We start from the raw sequence: 20,156 nt of genomic DNA, 5'->3' as shown, positions 1-20,156 counted from the left end.
TTAAAGGAATTGATTTTCGGGATTAATATAATGTTGAATAAGATTTCCTCGGAAATTCATTTGATTATTCATTTCAAAATTAAATTCAGGTGCTTTGGTTCCGTTGGCTAAGTTCAATTCAGGATTTTTAATGATAAAAGCTTCATCCCAAAGATTGGTCTGGATAAATTGTTTCAACGTATAACTTCCACCTTCTACCAAAACCGATTGTATGTCAAGTTCGAAAAGTTTTGTCATCAAATCCGTCATCATATTTTCTTTTTCAATTTTTACAAACTGAAGATGATTTATTTTTTCATCTTTAATAACATTGAAAATTATCGTCGGTGCTTCGTTATTGTAAATTTTAAAAGCTAAAGGGACCTCCAAATTGAGATCAATTAAAATTCTAATAGGATTTTGACCTTCAATTTCGCGTACAGTTAAGCTGGGATCATCATGAAGTGCGGTATTTTTTCCGACCAAAATAGCATGTTCTTCACTTCTCATTTTATGTACAAATTGTTTGCAAAGGCTGTTACTAATTGGGTAAGGTTTATGATTTTTATCCATAAATGCATCCTGAGATTCTGCCCATTTCAGGATAATATAAGGTCTTTTCTTTTGATGAAAGGTGAAAAATCTTTTGTTGAGAGCCAAACTTTCTTTTTCTAAAATGTCAGAATCTACATCAATGTCGGCATCAGTCAAAATTTTGACACCTTTTCCACTCACTTTATCGTGGCTGTCGATAACACCGATAACGACTTTTTTAAAACCAATTTCTTTAATCTTCAGCGCGCAAGGTGGTGTTTTCCCGAAATGCGCGCAAGGTTCCAGCGAAACATAAATCGTTGAGTCTTGCAATAAGACGAAATCTTCCGCTTTTACAGTGTTAATGGCATTAATTTCAGCGTGGGCTTCGCCAGCTTTTTTGTGATAAGCTTCACCGATGATACGATTGTTATGGACGATAACTGCGCCAACCATCGGGTTAGGATAAGTTTTGCCGATGGCGTTTTCGGCTAGTTGTATGCAACGTTGTAGGAAGAATTTGTCTGTCATTTGATATAAAAAACACTTAAGCAAAGTTAAGTGTTTTTGAAGATTTTATGCGAGAAAGCTTTATTTACCTGTCAATTTAATGTTTGGCATTGGCGTTGTGATGACGCGATCCAGCATTTTGTTTCTTTGTTTATTGATGTATTTTGCAGTGCCACGAAAATCTGAGCTGTAAAATCTTTTTGAATATGTATAAATCAAAAATCCATTTTGGTCCCCATTTTTAGTTGGTCGAAAACGGTCGATATTATATTCCGCATAAGCTTCGCCAGCACCTTCTTTCGGGACAATGGTTACTAAATAATCTACAATAATCTCTTTACCGTCTGGACTTTCAATAACATCTACGAAAGAATAATTGTCATTAACCTGAGTTTTTCTGTTTTGTAAACTCTCAACTTTTTTCCGAACCGCTTCTTCAATATCGATTTCTTTGTTATAAAAAGAAAGATTAATTAGTTCTTGATAATTGTCGTAATCGTCATCGCTACGGAGATATTTTTGTTGAAACCACGTTGCCGAATTTTTTTTGCTCCAATAAAGAAAATATTCGTTATCACCAATTTTAATAGGGCCAGGAACGCTGATATAGTCAACAATATCGCGACCTTCCACTGCTTGAGTTTCTTGTGCAGAAAGTCCAATAAATGCAAATGTCAATACGAGGATTAATGATAATTTTCTCAACATCGTTTTCTGGTTAAGATTAATTTTCGTTGTTAGCAATAATATTGTGGAGACTTAGTTTTAAACTTTCTAGCAAAGCTTTTTTGTCATCCAATTTTTGATAAGTATCTTTTAATAAAGGATTTTCGCGGGAAGCATTGCTAAAGAAGGAAATATTATTTTCTAATTTAACAACTTCAGCTTCGAGATCAGAAATTTGATTTTTGATTTTTCTAGCTTTATCTGTGATTTGGCTTTCGCTAAGGTTTTCTTCGTGCAGATCAAACTCGTTGATTTTGTTAAGTTTGAGTCTTTCGCGCAAGGCTTTGTTAAATTCAGTATTGATGCTAAGTTTGTCTTTCGGAACTTTTCCAATCGCGTTCCATTGATTCTTGATTTGCTCAATCTTTTCGATGCTGCCTTCTTCATTAGAAATCGTTTTTAATTCTTCTAATAAAGCTTTTTTATGTTTGTAATTATCTTTCCAATTGTCGGTTGCAGCGTTGTTTTTGTCACGGAAGTTTTTGAAAAACGTGTTGCATGCCTCACGGAATTCGTCCCAAACTTTGTTGGCTTGCGAACGTGGAACATGGCCTACGTTCTTCCAATCTTCTTGTAGTTTTTTGAAAAGAGGAACCGCCGTTTCCCAATCTTCAGAATTCATGTTATCTTGTGCGGTTTTTATCAAAATGATTTTTGCCTCAAGATTTTTGATTTGAGAATCCTTTAGATCTTTATAAAAACTATTTTTTGCAGTATTAAAAGCGCGAAGGTTTTGTTTGAAATCTGTCCAAATTTGGTTTGAAAATTTCTTGGGAACACTACCTATTTTTAAGAAATCAAGTCTAAGATTTTCAACTGTTTTTATAGAGTTTTGCCAATAATTGTGGTTGATGTTTTTGTCTGGAGTAGCTAGCTTTTGTAGCGTTTCGATAATCTCATTTTTCTTAGCAAGATTCGCTTCTTGATCTTTTTCCAAAGTAGCGATTAACTCCGACTTTCTTTCATGGATTTTTTGAGAAACTTCTTTGAAATCTTCCCAAGTTTTTTCACGGAATTCTTCTGCAACGGGTTCTGCTTCTTCTTTCCAAAGTTTGTGCAGGTATTGCAATTCGTTGAGCGCTTTTTGTACCAAAGGTTCTTCTAGCAATTCTTTGGCTCTGTCGATGATATGCATTCTCTTTTCTAAGTTGTGTGCATACTCTTGCTCCAGATATTCTTTGTTAAGATCCAACATCTCATTGAACATTTTAAGATGATGGAAGTAGTTGTTATTAAGATTTTTAAATTCGGATTTTGGTACTTGTCCAGCATTTGACCAAGCTTCTTTGATCTCACGAATGGCTTTGAAAAGATTGGTGCCGGGCTCCGAGTTGCTGTATAGATTTTTGAGACGTTCGATAATCTCGTGACGTTCTTCTAGATTTTTGCTGTGTTCTTCGTCCTGTTTTTTGTGGAAGTCATCCATTTTTTCTTTAAAAATACTGACTAAAGCATTTAAGCGCGACGTCTTTGGATGTTGATAACTGAAAGTGTTTTCATCATTGCCTTCTTCTAGATAATGATGTTTTTTTTCATCAACTTCGTCTTGGATAAGGTGCGACGCGGCATCTTTCAACTGTTGGAATGTTCTTGAATACGAACCTGCATCTTTCAGATTAATGGTTTTTTCCATATCGTCCAAAATCTCATCGAGAGATTTGTCTTCGACAGGGTTTTCTTCCGTTAAAACTTCAAGATCAGTATTATAAGCAAATTCGCTATTGTCATGTTCTTGTGGTGAAGCGTTTTGAGATTCAGCAAGTGTTACTTTGTTTTCTTCGTTTTCAGGATTTCCAGTCTCTGTTATCATAGCCCAACTTTTTATTAGAATAAGAACTTTTTATCGTACTAAATTAGATTTTTTTTATTGAAATACCCAAATTTTAAAGCCTTTTTATTAAGATTTTGATTTTGGGTGTAAAGTTTTTAAATGTTTTTTGTCCAAATATCCCAAGCTTTTTCGGCTTGTTGTTCTAGCATATAATAGCCATTCATGGTTGTAGCGCCTTTGTTTCTCGCATTTTTTATGAAGGCTGTTTCGCTGGGATTGTAGATTAAATCGATGATGTAATGTTGACTGGTAAGTGCATCAAAAGGAAAATTGAGACAATCCTCAACATTAGGAAATGTGCCAACAGGCGTACATTGTATAATTAATAAATGCTCCGAAACGGTTCTGAAATCAAGGTTGTCAAAAGTGGTATTTGATTTTCTCGAAATGGTCAAATATTCGATTTGATGTTTTTCCAAAATATATTTAACTGCTTTTGCTGCGCCACCGTCACCTAAAATTAAAGCTTTGGTATGGTTTGGAGTTTTATGAATCATAAGACTTTTTTCAAAACCAAAGGCATCGGTATTGAATCCAATTCTTTTATCATCAATAATTTTGACGCAATTGACAGCACCGATTTTTTGAGCTTCATCACTTAGCTCGTCCAAATACGGAATGATGGCTTCTTTGTAAGGAATTGTAACATTGAAGCCTTTTAGGTTTTCTTGTTTTAAAAAGCTTTCTAAATTGTCGAGGTTTTGGAAATCAAAAAAACGGTAAGTATGATTTTTTAAAAATAGTTTTTTGAATTTTTCTTCAAAGTATTTTTTTGAAAAAGAGTAGGAGATATTTTTTCCTAAAAGTCCAAAAATGTGTGCTTGTTCCATAGAGTAAAGTTAAAAAAAAGACCGAAGAAAACTTCGGTCTTTAATATGATTCTTTTCAATATTATTCAACAATAAATTTAGTTGAAGCTGTTGAAGATTTTAGAATGTAGATTCCTTTTGGAAGCTTGTTCAGGTTCAATTTTTGTTTGTTTTTAACTTGGTTGAAGTTTTGAACTTTTTGTCCGTTAAGGTTATAGATTTCTATATTGTCAACATTTTTAATTCCGTCCACAAAGATTTCATGGTTTTTAACAGGATTAGGATAAACTTTGATTTTGTTATCTTCGTTTTTCACTTCATCTGTTGCCATTTTTGTATAACAAGTCCAAGACAGGTTATCTAGAGATACACGGTTGTTGGCAGATAGGTTTTGATCAATAATTTCGATTTCTATATTTCCTTCGATATTGATGTTAGAAATGGTGAAGGTTTTGGCATCTTTAGAATAAGCAATTGTCCCAACATTTTGACCATTAACTAATACGTTGAGTGTCCCTGCTTTGTCTGTATCGAAAGGTAGTTTGGTTCTCAAAGAAAGACTTCCGATTCCACCAGAAATTCCTGTAGCTTTTAATGCACCAGCGTTAGTACCACCAGTTTTAATACAGATAGCTTTGTTGTTGTCGCCATCAATATAGATTTGCTTATCTGTTCTGGCATTGGTCGCTTCATAAATAACACCATTGGTTGACCATTCTCTCAAAGAGTATGATGATGCTGGTGGTTGACTAGGGACTGGGATATTGTCAAAAGTTTCTGTACCACAAGTTGCTCCAGTGTTGCCACCATCGCCGTCACCATTACCAGAAGACTTCGTTGTTGTCAAGTCAATAGTATTGCTGTTTCCGGAAATGTTGCCAGCAGCATCTTTGGCTTTTACATAAAATGAATATGCTGTTTCTGGTGTGAGACCAGTAATATTCGCGCTGTTGGTTGTTGTATTTTGTTTGAATTGATTATTCATGTATACATCGTAGCTCGCAACAGCAAAATTGTCGGTTGAAGCTGTCCATGCCAATGTAGCAGAGGTAGCTGTAACATTAGAATAATTAAGATTGGTTGGTGTAGATGGTGCTTGTGTGTCTGTAGTGCCACCACCATTGAAAGAGTCTGGCCAAGTGTTTTGTGCCGCTTGTCCACCCCAAATAACAGTGGCTAAATAAGGATTGTCAATGAAAGGGTTTCTGTTACCTTGTTTGTTAGCAACGATATTGTTTCTTTGTATTTCAAAATTTGAAATAGGATCTTCTACGTTCCATTTTAATAAGATATCTGGGAAGTCGGAAGCAATGGTACTTGGTCCATAAGTGATGTTCAAAGGTTTACATCTGTCTTTGTAACGCACATACATGTACATAAGAATTCTAGCAACATCGCCTTTCCATTCGTCGCCAGGATACCATCCACCACGACTTGTTTTTTGAGCCATTGCGCCTATTCCATCGTCGAAAAGAAGACTCCCTCTTGTACTGTTTAAGCTAATGTCTGCTGGTCTCAAGTGGTGACCATCAGCGCCAGGTCCAGATGTTCCTAAGTTGGGCGTTCCTTTCGATTTTGCATAGACATGCTCTCTGTTCCAAGAACCGCCAATGCTTCTACTTCTTTGGTGCGTGCCCGAGCTTTGGGAACCGTAGATTAATAATAAATTACCAGCTACATCAGGATCTACATCGCTGGTTTTCATAAGTTCTTTAAGCTGAGAATAAGAAATTGTTGTAGTATGTGTGTTAGTAATTGTTGCAGCCAACTGGTTTTTTAATTGATTTCCTGTTAGCTGTAAGTTGACCTGGTTGTAATATGCAGGTGCTGACTGGGCATTTATTACAAATGAAATAATAGATGCTAAAAATGATAACTTTAGTTTCATAGATTTATATTTCTATTTTAGTTCTGTGGTTGCAGCAATGTGCTGATTTATTAATATTTTAAAATTGTTATTAAATAATGTTTTTTCAATAGGTTTTAGAAATTCAAAAAAATAATTGTTATCAAAACGATAAAGCTTGGCTTGTAAGACCTCTTTCTTCGGGTGTTTTTCAATCTCAATATCAATGGGAAAATCAATTGGATCATCGATTTGCCATTTTAAAAAAAAATGAGGCAAGCTTATCACTTTTGCGAATAATCCTGGATGCTGATTGCCAGCGCCTGCGAAAATTCGGTTGTCCTTTTTGTCGATTGCGATGACAAAAAGTGGCTCAGGTGATCCGCCATATTGATTAACGCCTTTTCTTTGACCAATTTTGAAATGCTCAATCCCGTCATGCCCTCCGATGAGAATTCCGTCAAATAACGAATACATCGGATGTGTTGAAAGCCATAACAATTCCTCTTTTTTCGAAGCGAACGCTGGTGTCGGCTGCGCGTAGAGTAGAGAAGAAGCTGGTATTTCGACAATTTGACCTTTGTTAGCCATTATTTCATTAATATTCTTTAATTATATTTTATCTTAGAAAAGAAAAGGGCATCAAATGTAAACATTATTTTTTACATGTAAAGCACAGGCTGTTAGTGTTTTTTGATAATTAAAAGGAATGTATTACTTATATTTTACTAAATGTCTAAAAAGCTTTAGTTTTACTAAACAATTGTTTGAAACTTTCATAAAAAAAGCATTCAGAATTTTCTGAATGCTTTCAAAAAAAATATTTTTATAAAGAATTATTCGATAATGAATTTTGTGTTTAATTCTCTGGTTTTTAAGATATAAATCCCTTTTGGTAGATTGTTAAGTTGAATGGTATTTCCATTTTTAAATGGTTGCACAATCTCTTGAACTCTTTGTCCTACCATGTTATAGATCCATGCTTTGTCATATTGTTTAAGGTCGTTGCCTTGTACGGTGATAAAACCGCCTGATTTTGCGGGATTTGGATAGATTTTATAGTTCTTAGAGAATCCAGTGTCCTCTACGGCTAGTGGAGAAAGTCCCCAAGTTCTGGTTACGAATTCTGGATTGTCGATGTATGGATTTCTGTTTTTTTGGTAGATGTAGGTTGCATTATTACGATCGATTTCTATTTGTGAAACCGGATCTTGCTGATGCCAAAGAAGCAGTGTGTTAAGCTCCCAAGTTTGTAATCCAGGGAATTTTGTTTTTGCTAAAATTTGATTGTCTTTAAAACCGGATAATTTGTCTTCATAACGCGTTGCGAAATACAAAACCATTCTAGCGACATCTCCTTTGAACTCGTTAATCGGTTCTGCGGCAGAACCTGAATAACCTGGAGAACTAGAAGAGCCAACTTTGGTTCCGTTTTTGGAAGTGAAGGTGGGCGAGTTTACTTTTGCAAAAGGAAAATTGCTACGCATGCCATTCACTTTTCCATCTGTTGGACGGATGTGGTGCATGTCAGAAACCATTGGAGAATTTTCACTGAAAATACTTTGTGGTATTATGTGTTCTCTATTATAGCAGTTGTTTTCTACAGAATAGCTTCCGCATTTTCTTTGACCATGTATGTAGTTGTAAGGGTCTGGACCATTTGGATTTTCAGAATAAATATCTAAAACAGTTCCGTCATTTTCGTAACCTGGCGTAGAATATTTGTCTGTATCTGTAGATGGATAACCATTGTATAGATTGTCATAACTCTTTGTTATGTAACCAGCGCTGATGATTTGGCTAAGTTTAGTTTTCAAAGCGGCGCCTGATAAATCATCAGTCCCGTTGTAGTATCCTGCAGGGATTTGAGCTGATACAAATCCAAATGCAGCTAGTCCTAGTAAAATAGAAAGTTTTTTCATACCTTAAAAATTGGGCGGTAAAGGTACAGATTAATTTTATAGAATAAACTTAAAATAAACTTAAAATTTGGAATTCTTCTAGCTTTTTAATTTTCTAGAGAAGATATATGCTATTAAAATCCCGAAAAATAAGCCTACAGCACCGACAACCAAATAGTTAATTGCGGTAATTCTCACAGGGAATGGTAGGTTTTCTCCCGCCATGAAGAAGTTGGTTTGTATCTGGAAATAACACAAAATGCTACCAATTATTAAACCTAAAGCCACACCAATAACAACAATTAAAAGCCCTGTGTTAAAATAAGTTTTATTCAAATCTTTTTGTGTAAAACCTAAAGATCGCAAAGTTCTCGCTTGTGGTGCTTTGTCGAGTTGTAGAATAATAACTGCACCCGCCAAATTGAAAGTGGTGATGAAAATAACCAAAGAAAAAATTAAATAAATCATTAATTTCTCAGTATTAATCATTTTCCAAAAGGCTGCATTTTCCTCAGATTTGGTTTTTATTTCGACATTATTATTAAGTTGTTTTAATAATTCAGATTTTACATTATCGGCAGAATCAGAATTTTTAAGTTTAATAACAACTTGATAAGCCGCATTTTTTGGAAGATTCAGAAGTTGTTGTGTAAGTTCTATAGGCGCCAAAATGTAGTTGTTGAGCTGGTCATTACTAGGAAAAACACCAGTAACATAGATTTCTTTTCGATTAAAAATATCATCCTCTTGTTGGATAATGCCTTTTCCAGCTTTTGGCATATAGACGGTCGCAAAATCCTGTGAAGAATTAACAGGGATTGCCAATCGGTTATCGAGTTGACTTTCCATCAAGACTTCATTGGAAAATTCAAAGCTAGGATAAGCGCCGTAGATGACAGATTTGTTAATCGGATTTACTGAAATGTAGGCCGAGTCAACACCGCGTAAATAAGCAATTTCTCCATTGTCTTTGTAAATGATGTAGACTTTCTCTTCTATAACTTTGGAAAAGCTGTCTACATTTTTATTCTTTTTCAGAATATTCTGGATATTCTCAATATTAGTGAGTGTTTTTCCGTCTTTACTTTTTATGGTGAGATCAGCATGTAGGTTTGCGATCATATCACGATTGATATCCTCCAGTCCAGAAAATACAGACACGATGACAAACATCGAGGCAATCGCCACCATCATTGCAAATGCAGCCAACCATGTGATAAAGGTTACCGCATGACTTCCTTTTTTGGCAGTTATGTAACGGGACGCGATATAAAACGGATTGTTTCTCACCAATTACAGAATAGGATTGTCGCCTTCACCTTTTAGTTCTTTTTCAATGCGCTCCACATCGTCCAAAGTAGTGTCAATATAAAATGCTAAATCTGGGATAATTCGCACTTGCTTTGCCATTTTTTGACCAAGATAATTGCGATATTGGGCTTTGTTAGCTTCAATTTCTTTCATAATCGGCTTACGCAATTCAGTTGGGAAAATGCTTAAATATATTTTTGCAATCCCCAAATCTGGCGTTACTTTAACATCGCTTACACTTACCAAAAAATTTTGAGCGCTTTCTGCAGCTTGCTTTCTGAACAATTCTGCGAAATCCTCCTGTATAATTTGTGCGACTTTTCTTTGTCTATTACTTTCGTTCATGGCGCAAATTTAATACTTTTGTTTGATATAATTTGGGCGTGCCCCTTTGTTTTTCCAAAGCTTCGGCCAATAGCAAAACAAGCGGGTCGGTCTTCGTGCAGTCGCTTTTTTATCCAGTGGCTTCCGCTTCGCTCCGCCACTGGATAAAAAGAGCTCCGACAATGCACTACGCCCTCACGCAACTCAAAAAAAGAAATTAAAATGAAAATAGAACATTTAGGTATCGCAGTCAAATCATTAGGCATCTCCGACGATTTGTTTTCAAAACTCTTAGGAAAAGAGAACTACAAGCAAGAATCTGTAGAGCGCGAAGGCGTTGTAACATCTTTCTACGAAGTAGGAGAAAGCAAAATCGAACTTCTAGAAGCTACTAATCCAGAAAGTCCCATTTCAAAATTTATTGAAAAGAAAGGCGAGGGCATTCATCACATCGCTTTTGGCGTAGAAAATATCTATGCAGAAATCGAAAGATTGAAAAAATCGGGTTTTGTATTTATTTCTGAAGAACCCAAGGATGGCGCTGATAATAAATTAGTTGTATTCTTGCATCCCAAATCGACCAATGGTGTTTTGGTAGAATTATGTCAAGAAAAGCCATAAAAAGTTTGGTTGGGAAATAAATTTTATTATTTTTGCACTCACAAAATTTAACCAAATTTTGAGGTCCTATAGCTCAGTTGGTTAGAGCACCTGACTCATAATCAGGTGGTCCCTGGTTCGAGCCCAGGTGGGACCACTAGAATGAAGAATGAAAATTTTTCAGAATTTATAAAAGCCCCTATTTAAGGGGCTTTTTCTTGTCTTGATGTAATCATATTTCGTCATCGTTCGCCAAAAAAACTTCCCCTTTTTTCTACCTAAATTTTTTTTGAGCTAAAATTCAAAATTTCGTCTTAACATAAATTAACACTCTTTAACTTTTATTGAAGTTACTGATAATCAGTTGTTTATTTTGAAATTTGGAAGATTATTTCTATCTTCGCCTATTATTCTAATGTCTACTATCTATTAGTTAAGTATAAACATTAAAATAATTAAACAATGAAAAGTAATTTTTCAGTCAAAGCAATTCTTAGAGCCGACAAGGTTCTTAAAGATGGAAAGTCTCCAATCTTCATTCAAGTAATCATTAGTTCCGAAAAAAAAACCTATTCTCTTGGAGAGAATGTCGAGAAAAAATTCTGGGACAAGAAGAGTGGTCTTGCCGTAGGAAAAGGATTCGGAACTCTAAATTCAATAATCAATAAAAGAACATCCGATTTAATTGCGCATTGTAATCAAGCAATTATGGGAGGCGTTCCTTTATCATTTTCCATTATTGATAATTTTATCAAAGGAAATCAGAATAATAATTTCTTTAATGTTTTTGATGAAGTATTGGAACTTAAACGTCCAGACATTTGTGATGATACGTACTACAAATATCAGACACTTAGAATACGTCTTAAAAATTTTAAGTCCAAAATTTTTGTTTCTGAGATAGACCTTAGTCTTATTAAAAAATTTGATAATTATTTAAAGAAACTAGATATTGGCGATGGTGGTGTCTATAATCATCATAAATGTTTGAAGTGTATCATAAACGAAGCTAACAGATTTAAAAAAGCAAAAATAGAAACACCTTATGGTGCAGGATTATTTGTTATAAAATCTTTAAAGCACAAAACTATTTTTCTTGATGAAGATGAAGTAATATTATTCAAGAAATACGAGTCTAGTAATATTCTACATCGTACTGTAAAAGATATGTTTTTATTGTCTTGTTATTCGGGATTAAGATATTCAGATTTATTTTCTTTGAAGAAATCAGATATTGATTGGGAAAATGGTATTATCTCAAAGACAATGTTAAAAACTAAACATAAAGTAGATATACCATTAAATAAGCAATTACGATCATTACTTGCAAGACATATGATTAATAAAAAATCGAATGATAAAATATTTATGGAAGTGCCTAATCAAGTCGGAAATAGAAAATTAAAAGAGATTGCTAAAGCGTGTAATATCAATAAGAAAATTTCTTTCCATGTTGGTCGACATACTTTTGCTTCATACCTTGTTAATAACAAAAATATCTCTTTACCTCTTGTTAGTAAGCTTTTAGGACACGTCAATATTTCAAATACTTTGATTTATACAAATTCTCATATTGGTAATCTAAAAAATGTTATGAATAGTGTTCATTACGGATAAAATCGTAATTTTACGACAGAAGAAATATAATTTTAAGATAAAAGCGTAAGCTGTTTATACTCGTAATCGAAAACTGGTAATTTTCTTATACACCGAGATAAATAGTGATACGCCCCGTTATGCGTGGGCTTATCCTATTAGGTGTATAAGGTATACCAGTGCCTCGATTACTAATACGGTTTAAGTTCCACGCTTTTTTTATGTTTATACTAAAGTTATTTGGAACTGGTGGCAACTTAATTAAACTATGAAAAAATTATTGTTAACAATTACCATGTTTCTATGCGTTAACATTTATTCCCAAATTACAGATTTAGAAAGCCTATTAGTTGTATGTTCAACATCTATTTCAGATTTAACGACTTTAAATGCTTTTGGTTGGAAAATTTCAGAACCAGAAAGAAATGAAGACAAGGAAAGTATAACTGATACTTACAAATTCTCATATTCAGATGATACGAATAATGAGGTTATTGAAAGGCAAATTATTTTGTATACCAGCTACAATTTTAAACAAGTGCGAACTAATTTTTATAGTAATGATTGGAATTTGTTGAAGAAGATAAAAAGTGAAATTAATGCAAATAATTACATTTTGAAATCTAATAAACCACACTTCTTATTTTACACTGGAGAACGTTCAAATATTGGAATTGTAGATGCTCCAAGAAAAGATCAACCCAATTTAAAAGAAGGTTATTTTATGGTATCGGTATTTAGTAAGAAAAAATAATTCAAATAATATGGTCATAAAATATTTTGTAATCGCTTCGTTTATAGCTTTACAATACAATGCTCAAATAAAAATTTTAGAAGCATCAGACTTCAAAAATGGATATGCAATTGTAGAAACTCCAAATGACAATGGAAGTATTTACAATGTTTATACCCGAATGATAGATAGTACAGGACAATTTGTAAGTCCAAAAAAATTTGATAAAATACGTTTTTTCAAAGAAGGTCTTTCTGTGGTCAAAGAAAAAGATAGTGAAGAGGAGGATTACATAGATAAGTTTGGTTATATGAATAAATCTGGCGAATATGCGATTACTCCAAGATATAATTATGCGAATGATTTTTCAGAGGGATTAGCATCTGTTGGAATTAAATCTATTTTTACCAAAGGAGAAATGAAATGGGGATTTATTGATAAGAAAGGTAATTATATGATACCCGCAATTTATGATGATGCAGGAGACTTTGTAAATGGTGTTGCAAAAATAAGTTTAAATGGGAAATGGGGTTATATCAATAAAAATGGAGAGGAAGTAATTGTTCCCCAATTTAGCTTTGCAAGAGATTTTCACGAAGGCTTAGCACTAGTGAAAAATTCAGTCGGTGAATATGCCTACATAGACCTTAAAGGAAACTATGTTTATAAATTTGGGCATCGTATTAGTCCTGCAATTGTAATGATAAAGGATAAAGAGGTTTTTCCAAATCCAAGTGATTTTCATAATGGCTTGGCAATAATTTACGATTACGGCATTTTTAAATATATTGATAAAAAAGGAACGGCAAAAATAATTCCTCCTGAACGAGAAACATTAATGTATAAGCCAGGTCAAGGAATTACACGAGATAAATTACTTTACGAATCTGCACAACATTTTGTAAATAATCTAGCTAGAGTAAGTATTAAAGATTATGGTTATACTTTTATTAATGAAAAAGGAAAATTTATTTCTAAGGTTCCATTTCAGTATGCTGGGAATTTTAGCGAAGGTCTTGCAAAGGTGGCTCTAAATCGGAAATGGGGCTTTATAAATACAAATGGAGAAGTTGTCATTAACAAAGAAATATTAAAACCTGAGGGCGAAGTATTAACCTCCTCTCCATTTGAAGCTGTTTCAGATTTCAAAGAAGGTTTAGCAGTCGTTAAAGTTCGAGGAAAATTTGGCTATATCAATACAAAAGGAGATTTTGTTATCAAACCTCAATTTTTGTATGCATCAGTCTTTGTTAATGGCAAAGGCTTAATTCTTCCTGACCCTCAAATTCATCGAAAACAAGGATATAATTACATTGATAAAACAGGGCAAATCTTATTTGATTTCGACTAACTTTTTTACAAAAAAATGTTTGAAAGCGGTTTTTACCGCTTTTTTTGCGTTTTAACCATTGCGGATTTAATAACATAATGTCCACTTTTAGTAATAAATTATTATAGTAATAAGAATGATGAAATGCGAATAATATAAAATATGAAAAAGTTAACAAATAATTAATATTCAAAACCCTGAATTTGGACTTCACTAGAGTTAGTACCCTTATAAAATCATTTAATTATGTCTAAAAAATCAAATTTAAAATCAAGCTACATTCTATTCTTGTTGAAGAAAATTGACAAACTGGGAATGAGGGTAAAGTCTTTAGAAAATGAACAAAAAAAGGGAATGCTTTCTATTTTAGAAACAAAACAAAAGTATGGAATCAGCCGTTCGACTATAGATAGATATAGAAAGAAGGGACTGAAAGTAGGACAGCCTACAAGGAATGGACAAATCTATATTGATGAAATAGAATTACAGGATTTTCTTAAAAATAAAATGAAATGGTAGACAGAATTAAATTTTATATCATCTGCTACATTAGTAATGATATTTTGAAATCCAAGAAAAAACATTCATTTACAAAAGATGGGAAGGAGTTTTTCGTATTTGACTATCGAAAAATTTCTTTTATGTCAAAATTGATTAATGAAGATTTGTCAGATAATGAGATTTACAAATTTTCAATTAATGATTCTGATAACGAAAATGAAAATGAGTTTTCAGATTATTCTTTTAAAAACCTTTTCATTACATATTCTAGAACCATTGGAGAAAAGGAAGAAAAAGTAGGAAGGTTGACTATTCATCAGAATATTAGAAAAAACTATATCAATTACAAAGGATTAAATGTTTTCGAAGATTTGACCTATCAAAACTTCGTTGACATAATAAATCTATATGCAGACGAATTTAAGATTCCTAGAGGAATATTTTGGAAAGCATCTGTTACACAATTAGAATTAGGTGTTAATCTAAAATTCAAGATGCATATTAGCTCTATAATTAATAGTATTTCCCAAATCAAAAGAGTACCTAAACGATTCCTTGTAGATAATTCAGCATTATATTTCAAAGCAAAGAAATTTGAAATCGTTGTATATGATAAACTAGATAGAGCGTCTGAACAAAAAGAAGTTTTTCCAAAAGCGAGTAAAATCAAAAGAAAAAAACTGATTAAAAAGATTTCTCAAAATAATAGCATTTTAAGATTTGAGCTAAAAATAAAGTCTGTAAAGCAATTTAATCAAAGGGATTTTAAGGGTAAAATAGAAAGTTTGGAGAAATTGAAAATTAACTTTCAAGATATTGCGGATTCACTTTTCAGATTAGCAACTGATATAAGTTTTGTAGATGTTATTTCTCCAGAAGTTTCAAGGAAATTAGTTCAATCTCAACTGAAAAGTAAAGGAAAGAAGGAATTTGACGAATACCTAATTTATATGGGTCTGAAAAAATTTGGAGTAATAGAGTTTATAAATTTTGCAACACCTCTTTTAAGTTCAGCCATCAAGTTGAGTTATCTAAAATCATTAGAAAAATTATACAATTCCTACAAACAAAATAATGGATACGTCAGAATTACTTTTTTTAATAAACTCCGAAAGAGGCTAGATTCACTTACAGAATCTGCTTTTTAGTGCGGTTTTATTATATAACGTTAATATATATCTATAAAGTATGATAACATATGTATATAAATATATTAACAAGCGACGCATACAAGCGAAAGCAAGTAAAACAAGTAATGAAATTAAAAGTTACAAGAAAATTAAAAACCACAAAATAATAATAGAATTTTAATTATGAAACAAGTAGAGATTACAAATACAACGGGTAGCAATGCTTTTAAACTGATTAACGCAATATACCAGAGTACTAATGCACAAAAATCTTATTTTGTTTTTGAACAAAAATCGGATGAACTGTTTGTCTGTAAATATTTTGAAAATATTGAAATCAGAATAACAAAAACAGAAGGTGCGAATTATAAAGTTTTTTTGCTAAATATTATAGATTTAAAAGCCAAAACCAAAGTAATTAGTCGGCAAATTAAGATTGTTAAAACTACACAAATAAGTACTGGGAATGTAGCTCCCAATAACAAATATACTTTACCAAGGTTTGAGAATATGTTAAGTATGAATGGAGTTAATAGAAATATAGCAATTGAATTTTCTGTAGACTTCAAAATCGCAAATGCGAGACCTGAGAAGTTAAAATTTTTATTAAAAAGGTCAAAGCTAATTATCGGAACGGATTTAGGGTTAAATACCTTTGAGGATGTCTCACTTGACGAAAGAGCTGAGATACTATTCGACATACAGAATAATTATTATGACCTTTGGGAAAATGATGATTTCGATATTACTGATAACGATTTTATTAATATAAATCTGATGAAAAAAGTGTAAATATATTTTACCTTTCATTTAGACCGCCAATACTGGCGGTCTTTTTCGATTAAATTTAATAATTATAATTTTCCAATAACTTTATTTTCTTCATTCAAACTTATCAAATTATAAGTTCCTTCTTTAAGGTTGGAAATTAAATCATCTAATTCTAATGTTTCTTGTTCATTAATTTGCTTATCCACGGACGTAAATACTATTATTTGATGATTTATAAATCCAGAGGAAATAGAAAATAAAGCTTTTAGGCTCTCAATATTTGTCCTATGTTGTCCAGGTTCATCAAATATTACTAAGCCTGGATGATTAGAGCCTTGTAGTAATGCCAATGTAAATGCCCATAAATTTCTAATAAAATCTGATGCAGAGGAATTTGTTCGGATTGATTGTGGTAGAGAGTTTATATGGTGTTTATAAACAGGGAAATATTTGAAAGGATGTGACCTATTTATAGATATTTGCCAAATTTCATTACTGTCATATTTGAAACTTTTTAGTAGCTTTTGATAAAATTTTTCAAAACCATTTAATACCTTATCATCTTCTGTTTCAAAATTCTTTAGTTTTTCTATGCTATTTAAGTTGTTATGATACTTATTGGCTAATTCCTTTAAGTTTTCCTTGATTTCTTTCAGAGAATTTTTTACAAACTTTAATCCCTCTATTTCGTTTTCAATTTGCAATCTTTTGAGAATGGTTGCCTCGGAAAATGCTCTATCATCAGCAATCAAATCTCTTGAAAGCGATTTAATCAAGGTTTCTTTTTTCCTTAAAATGTTTTTGTAGTATGTAAGAATAACTTCTTTTTCTTCGGTGGTTTTTCTTAATGAATGAATTGACACTTTTACTAACTCTTTTTGGCTTTTTAAGAAAGCTATATTTTGCTCAACGGACAAAATGGGAATTTTAAAACCTTTAGTTGATAATAAATCTGTAGATACTTCTTGACTACATGTAGGACAATGATTATCACCTTTATTAATGATATTTTCGTCGAAAACTTTTTTTATATTTATATGTTCTTTAATTTCATTATCAACCGAATTGCCCTGCTTTAATAAGTTTTGTAATTGTGTTTTTTCTAGACTTAAGCGACTTTCAAAATTTTTAACATTATGTCGTAATTGCAGATATTCTTCTTTATTTTTATTGTAGCTATCGATAGTGCTCTCACGAGTTTCCTGAATTCTTGGAATCTCATTTTGAGTTTGTTCAATTAGTTCACTCTCTTTTTGGAGCAATTTTTCTTCTAATGTTTGGCTTTCTTCTTCATTGATTGGAAAATATAGTTGTATTTTTTCAATCTTTGTTTTGTCGGTTGTCATTTCGTCTGGAATCGCTCTTAATGTTCCATTGTATTGTTTTTCAATAAGACTCAATGATCTTAGATTTTTTTGCCAATTTACTGATAGGTCAGATTTTTCTTTATTAAGGATATCTCTTTGAGTAGCAAGAGTTAATTCGCTGAGTGCTAGAAGAAATTCAACTACTTTTTGCTTATTGTCAGGAATGCCAAAATAAGGTATTGTTGAAAAAAAATCAGCCCAACCTTTAGTTTGTTCAATAAAAAGAGCAGAAAAAATTGTCTGCAAATAAAGAGGACTATAATTAGATTTTCGTGAAGTGTTACTAACTTCAGGAATAGTAATACCAATAAAAGAAGCAAGCCAAGGATAAAAACCATTTTCGTCATCATTATTTCCCGCTCCATTGATGAAATGAATATTCTCTTCTAGATTTTGTAAGTCCGTTATGCTTCCATTATAAATTTCAATATTTGAATTTTTTTTATCAACAGATGCTGGAATAATATATCTTAATAATGTAGCTGTTTGACCAGTGGAATTATTTATTTCTAGAAGCACTTTAGAATGAGTAATTTTAAAGTCTTCAACACCTACGGAGAAATTTTCTTTTAATGCTTTGTCTAATGCCTTTTCATTTCGCCCGCCAATTAACTCTTCCATTCCCAATGCATAATAAATACAAGAATTAATTGTTGTTTTCCCTCTTGAATTATGACCAGCAATAATATTTAAACCCTTTTGGAATTCAAAATCGAACCCAAACAAATCTTCAATAGATTCACTTTTATTTGTAAGTATTTCTACTTTTAATCTTGAAATATAAAACATAATCTATAATAATGTCCAGTTATTATTTGCTCTTGATATTTTTGCTTTTGGAAGCTGTCCAATTTGTTTAATTTTAGTAATATCTTCTTCAAAAAGTTTCTCATTTTCGATATTATTCAGTAATTTTTCCCCTTCGGAGCTAATTTTAATTTCTAGAGTATCGGTTATAATTTCTTTCTCAAAAAAATGATATATGTAACCTAACGACAGAACCTGATCGATTCCAGTTTCAAATGTCCAAGGAACTAATGTATTTCTATAATTTTTAGAAAAATCATATAATATCTTGTGGTTATCAGAGTTTCTTAATGACCAAAAAACAAGATGAATTAATAGTAAAGAAGCCTTTTTCCCTCTTGCACAATAATTAATAATGGCGAGTAAAACTATAAGCTTATAGTATGCATTATGCTTAATAGATACCGAAATTGGTTTTTTTTGAAAGTTGATATCAATCATATTCTTATTGTAAAATTCAAAGAACAGTCTAATAACCATTCTGTTATTTGGTATTCTGCAATATCAAATTTTAAATCATCGGGAAAAATTCTAGTTACTTCCTCTCTAAAATCTTTCTGTAATTTAATCAATGCGTCTTTTGCTTCATTATTATTATTCACACTTCTTGAATATTCATCAGTTACTGCATCTTGAAACTTATTAATTAACTTGATGAATTTTTGATATATCTCAGGATTATAATTTTCTAATTCTTGAATTTTATATTGGAAAGATAAATATTTTTTTATCTTTTTTGTTGTAACATCAATTGCCTTTTCTTCACTATCGTAGATTACCTTATTTTTTCTATCTATATTCTTGAAAAAATCTTCATTTGTTGCTCTGAAAGCTTCAATATCTTCTTTTGTAATTTCTTCTTCTAACTCCTGTTCCCATCGTTGAATTATACTTTCGTCAGATAAATCCGTAAAATCATTAATATATTCTTGTAAGCAATCAATAGCTTTACAGTTTATATCATCATTCCATGCTTTATCGGTATTGACGGAATTTAAAATACCAATTAGATAGGGTGTTCCACTTTTAATTATGAAAACTCCACTTCCTGATAAACCTTCCGCAATCTCCTTTCCACTTTCTCCATGTTGGTCAAAAGTATCTTCAATAAGTTTAATTACAAAAAATGAATTATCACTAGAAATAGTATTAACCTTAGCGCTAAAATTTCGATAAGAATTAGAACCAATCTTTTGATAGCCACAAAACTTTACAGGTTGTTCTCTAATGATATTTTTAGCAAAAGGATAATTCTTTAACAGTTCTTCTTCATTATTAAAATCTATTTCTAGTAGAGCCCAATCGTCTTTTACTTCAAATCTTGTAATATCTACTACTTTTATATCGTTAAATTCTGATTTAAAATCATATTGTTTTTGGATAATAATATTCTTCAAATCAGGTTTTGTATCTCCTAAACAATGACAAGCGGTTAAAACATAGAAACTTTGTTCCGTAGCAACTAAAACGCCACTTCCTTGTTTAATGATTTCTTCCCCTTGCTTAATACTTATTTTGACGCAGGCTTGCTCAATGATTCTTTCAGGCAT

The 20,156-nt window shown here is 32.1% G+C and carries 19 protein-coding genes and 1 tRNA gene; 8 read left to right on the top strand and 12 right to left on the bottom strand.

Annotated elements, in window-relative coordinates; all coding sequences use genetic code 11:
* From ribD to rbfA, 9 genes are all read right to left on the bottom strand, one after another.
* Positions 1–1,044: a bifunctional diaminohydroxyphosphoribosylaminopyrimidine deaminase/5-amino-6-(5-phosphoribosylamino)uracil reductase RibD gene (ribD, locus tag ACVFVN_RS11130; RefSeq protein ID WP_456235308.1), complete on the bottom strand. Its 1,044-nt coding sequence runs from the start codon at positions 1,042–1,044 to the stop codon at positions 1–3.
* Positions 1,045–1,104: 60 nt separating this feature from the next.
* Positions 1,105–1,731: a hypothetical protein gene (locus tag ACVFVN_RS11125; protein ID WP_456235307.1), complete on the bottom strand. Its 627-nt coding sequence runs from the start codon at positions 1,729–1,731 to the stop codon at positions 1,105–1,107.
* Positions 1,732–1,747: 16 nt separating this feature from the next.
* Positions 1,748–3,559 carry a DUF349 domain-containing protein gene (locus ACVFVN_RS11120; protein ID WP_456235306.1) on the bottom strand — a complete coding sequence of 604 codons (1,812 nt, stop codon included), beginning with the start codon at positions 3,557–3,559 and terminating at the stop codon, positions 1,748–1,750.
* A 116-nt stretch (positions 3,560–3,675) separates the two neighbouring features.
* Positions 3,676–4,410, bottom strand: a complete 735-nt coding sequence (locus ACVFVN_RS11115) for a shikimate dehydrogenase family protein (RefSeq protein WP_456235305.1) — start codon at positions 4,408–4,410, stop codon at positions 3,676–3,678.
* Between the two features lie 61 nt (positions 4,411–4,471).
* Complete coding sequence (locus ACVFVN_RS11110; protein ID WP_456235304.1) at positions 4,472–6,277, bottom strand: endonuclease; 1,806 nt, start codon at positions 6,275–6,277, stop codon at positions 4,472–4,474.
* 12 nt (positions 6,278–6,289) lie between these two features.
* Entirely contained in the window at positions 6,290–6,826 is a 537-nt protein-coding gene (locus ACVFVN_RS11105) for a tRNA methyl transferase PRC-barrel domain-containing protein (protein WP_456235303.1), read from the bottom strand.
* A 245-nt stretch (positions 6,827–7,071) separates the two neighbouring features.
* Positions 7,072–8,157: an endonuclease gene (locus ACVFVN_RS11100; protein ID WP_456235302.1), complete on the bottom strand. Its 1,086-nt coding sequence runs from the start codon at positions 8,155–8,157 to the stop codon at positions 7,072–7,074.
* A gap of 78 nt (positions 8,158–8,235) precedes the next feature.
* On the bottom strand, positions 8,236–9,426 hold the full coding sequence (locus ACVFVN_RS11095; protein WP_456235301.1) for an ABC transporter permease: 1,191 nt from the start codon (positions 9,424–9,426) through the stop codon (positions 8,236–8,238).
* A 3-nt stretch (positions 9,427–9,429) separates the two neighbouring features.
* Positions 9,430–9,792 (bottom strand): 30S ribosome-binding factor RbfA, encoded by a 363-nt coding sequence (gene rbfA / locus ACVFVN_RS11090; RefSeq protein WP_456235300.1) that lies wholly within the window; start codon positions 9,790–9,792, stop codon positions 9,430–9,432.
* Positions 9,793–9,993: 201 nt separating this feature from the next.
* On the opposite strand from rbfA, the gene mce reads away from it, so the two are divergent.
* The 8 genes from mce to ACVFVN_RS11050 all read left to right on the top strand — a co-directional run bounded on the left by mce (position 9,994) and on the right by ACVFVN_RS11050 (position 16,453).
* A complete protein-coding gene (mce, locus tag ACVFVN_RS11085) occupies positions 9,994–10,392 on the top strand; it encodes a methylmalonyl-CoA epimerase (protein WP_456235299.1) in 399 nt (132 codons plus the stop codon).
* 62 nt (positions 10,393–10,454) lie between these two features.
* Positions 10,455–10,528: transfer RNA gene (locus ACVFVN_RS11080), tRNA-Ile, on the top strand.
* Between the two features lie 305 nt (positions 10,529–10,833).
* Complete coding sequence (locus ACVFVN_RS11075; protein WP_456235298.1) at positions 10,834–11,988, top strand: tyrosine-type recombinase/integrase; 1,155 nt, start codon at positions 10,834–10,836, stop codon at positions 11,986–11,988.
* Between the two features lie 247 nt (positions 11,989–12,235).
* On the top strand, positions 12,236–12,721 hold the full coding sequence (locus ACVFVN_RS11070) for a hypothetical protein (protein ID WP_456235297.1): 486 nt from the start codon (positions 12,236–12,238) through the stop codon (positions 12,719–12,721).
* Positions 12,722–12,731: 10 nt separating this feature from the next.
* Positions 12,732–14,051, top strand: a complete 1,320-nt coding sequence (locus ACVFVN_RS11065) for a WG repeat-containing protein (RefSeq protein ID WP_456235296.1) — start codon at positions 12,732–12,734, stop codon at positions 14,049–14,051.
* 225 nt (positions 14,052–14,276) lie between these two features.
* The gene (locus ACVFVN_RS11060; RefSeq protein WP_456235295.1) at positions 14,277–14,549 is read left to right on the top strand and encodes a hypothetical protein; all 273 of its coding nucleotides are present in this window, start codon (positions 14,277–14,279) and stop codon (positions 14,547–14,549) included.
* Positions 14,543–15,679 carry a hypothetical protein gene (locus ACVFVN_RS11055; protein WP_456235294.1) on the top strand — a complete coding sequence of 379 codons (1,137 nt, stop codon included), beginning with the start codon at positions 14,543–14,545 and terminating at the stop codon, positions 15,677–15,679. Before ACVFVN_RS11060 ends, ACVFVN_RS11055 begins: the two co-directional genes overlap by 7 nt.
* A 165-nt stretch (positions 15,680–15,844) precedes the next feature.
* Positions 15,845–16,453, top strand: coding sequence for a hypothetical protein (locus ACVFVN_RS11050; RefSeq protein WP_456235293.1), 609 nt, complete (start codon positions 15,845–15,847; stop codon positions 16,451–16,453).
* 62 nt (positions 16,454–16,515) lie between these two features.
* Here ACVFVN_RS11050 and ACVFVN_RS11045 read toward each other — a convergent pair whose 3' ends face one another.
* The 3 genes from ACVFVN_RS11045 to ACVFVN_RS11035 are packed head-to-tail and all read right to left on the bottom strand — an operon-like array spanning position 16,516 to position 20,156.
* On the bottom strand, positions 16,516–18,588 hold the full coding sequence (locus tag ACVFVN_RS11045) for a hypothetical protein (protein ID WP_456235292.1): 2,073 nt from the start codon (positions 18,586–18,588) through the stop codon (positions 16,516–16,518).
* Between the two features lie 3 nt (positions 18,589–18,591).
* The gene (locus ACVFVN_RS11040; RefSeq protein WP_456235291.1) at positions 18,592–19,047 is read right to left on the bottom strand and encodes a hypothetical protein; all 456 of its coding nucleotides are present in this window, start codon (positions 19,045–19,047) and stop codon (positions 18,592–18,594) included.
* On the bottom strand, positions 19,044–20,156 hold the full coding sequence (locus ACVFVN_RS11035; protein WP_456235290.1) for a trypsin-like serine protease: 1,113 nt from the start codon (positions 20,154–20,156) through the stop codon (positions 19,044–19,046). The genes ACVFVN_RS11040 and ACVFVN_RS11035 overlap by 4 nt, the downstream gene beginning before the upstream one ends.

The sequence above is a fragment of the Soonwooa purpurea genome (assembly GCF_053891095.1).
The sequence above is the reverse complement of the archived record's forward strand: the minus strand, read 5'-3'. Positions and strand labels throughout refer to the sequence as shown.

Excerpts from the sequence above, each read along its gene's own strand:
- ribD (WP_456235308.1), bottom strand. The coding sequence starts at position 1,044 with ATGACAGACAAATTCTTCCTACAACGTTGCATACAACTAGCCGAAAAC.
- ACVFVN_RS11125 (WP_456235307.1), bottom strand. The coding sequence starts at position 1,731 with ATGTTGAGAAAATTATCATTAATCCTCGTATTGACATTTGCATTTATT.
- ACVFVN_RS11120 (WP_456235306.1), bottom strand. The coding sequence starts at position 3,559 with ATGATAACAGAGACTGGAAATCCTGAAAACGAAGAAAACAAAGTAACA.
- ACVFVN_RS11115 (WP_456235305.1), bottom strand. The coding sequence starts at position 4,410 with ATGGAACAAGCACACATTTTTGGACTTTTAGGAAAAAATATCTCCTAC.
- ACVFVN_RS11110 (WP_456235304.1), bottom strand. The coding sequence starts at position 6,277 with ATGAAACTAAAGTTATCATTTTTAGCATCTATTATTTCATTTGTAATA.
- ACVFVN_RS11105 (WP_456235303.1), bottom strand. The coding sequence starts at position 6,826 with ATGGCTAACAAAGGTCAAATTGTCGAAATACCAGCTTCTTCTCTACTC.
- ACVFVN_RS11100 (WP_456235302.1), bottom strand. The coding sequence starts at position 8,157 with ATGAAAAAACTTTCTATTTTACTAGGACTAGCTGCATTTGGATTTGTA.
- rbfA (WP_456235300.1), bottom strand. The coding sequence starts at position 9,792 with ATGAACGAAAGTAATAGACAAAGAAAAGTCGCACAAATTATACAGGAG.
- mce (WP_456235299.1), top strand. The coding sequence starts at position 9,994 with ATGAAAATAGAACATTTAGGTATCGCAGTCAAATCATTAGGCATCTCC.
- ACVFVN_RS11075 (WP_456235298.1), top strand. The coding sequence starts at position 10,834 with ATGAAAAGTAATTTTTCAGTCAAAGCAATTCTTAGAGCCGACAAGGTT.
- ACVFVN_RS11070 (WP_456235297.1), top strand. The coding sequence starts at position 12,236 with ATGAAAAAATTATTGTTAACAATTACCATGTTTCTATGCGTTAACATT.
- ACVFVN_RS11065 (WP_456235296.1), top strand. The coding sequence starts at position 12,732 with ATGGTCATAAAATATTTTGTAATCGCTTCGTTTATAGCTTTACAATAC.
- ACVFVN_RS11060 (WP_456235295.1), top strand. The coding sequence starts at position 14,277 with ATGTCTAAAAAATCAAATTTAAAATCAAGCTACATTCTATTCTTGTTG.
- ACVFVN_RS11055 (WP_456235294.1), top strand. The coding sequence starts at position 14,543 with ATGGTAGACAGAATTAAATTTTATATCATCTGCTACATTAGTAATGAT.
- ACVFVN_RS11050 (WP_456235293.1), top strand. The coding sequence starts at position 15,845 with ATGAAACAAGTAGAGATTACAAATACAACGGGTAGCAATGCTTTTAAA.
- ACVFVN_RS11045 (WP_456235292.1), bottom strand. The coding sequence starts at position 18,588 with ATGTTTTATATTTCAAGATTAAAAGTAGAAATACTTACAAATAAAAGT.
- ACVFVN_RS11040 (WP_456235291.1), bottom strand. The coding sequence starts at position 19,047 with ATGATTGATATCAACTTTCAAAAAAAACCAATTTCGGTATCTATTAAG.
- ACVFVN_RS11035 (WP_456235290.1), bottom strand. The coding sequence starts at position 20,156 with ATGCCTGAAAGAATCATTGAGCAAGCCTGCGTCAAAATAAGTATTAAG.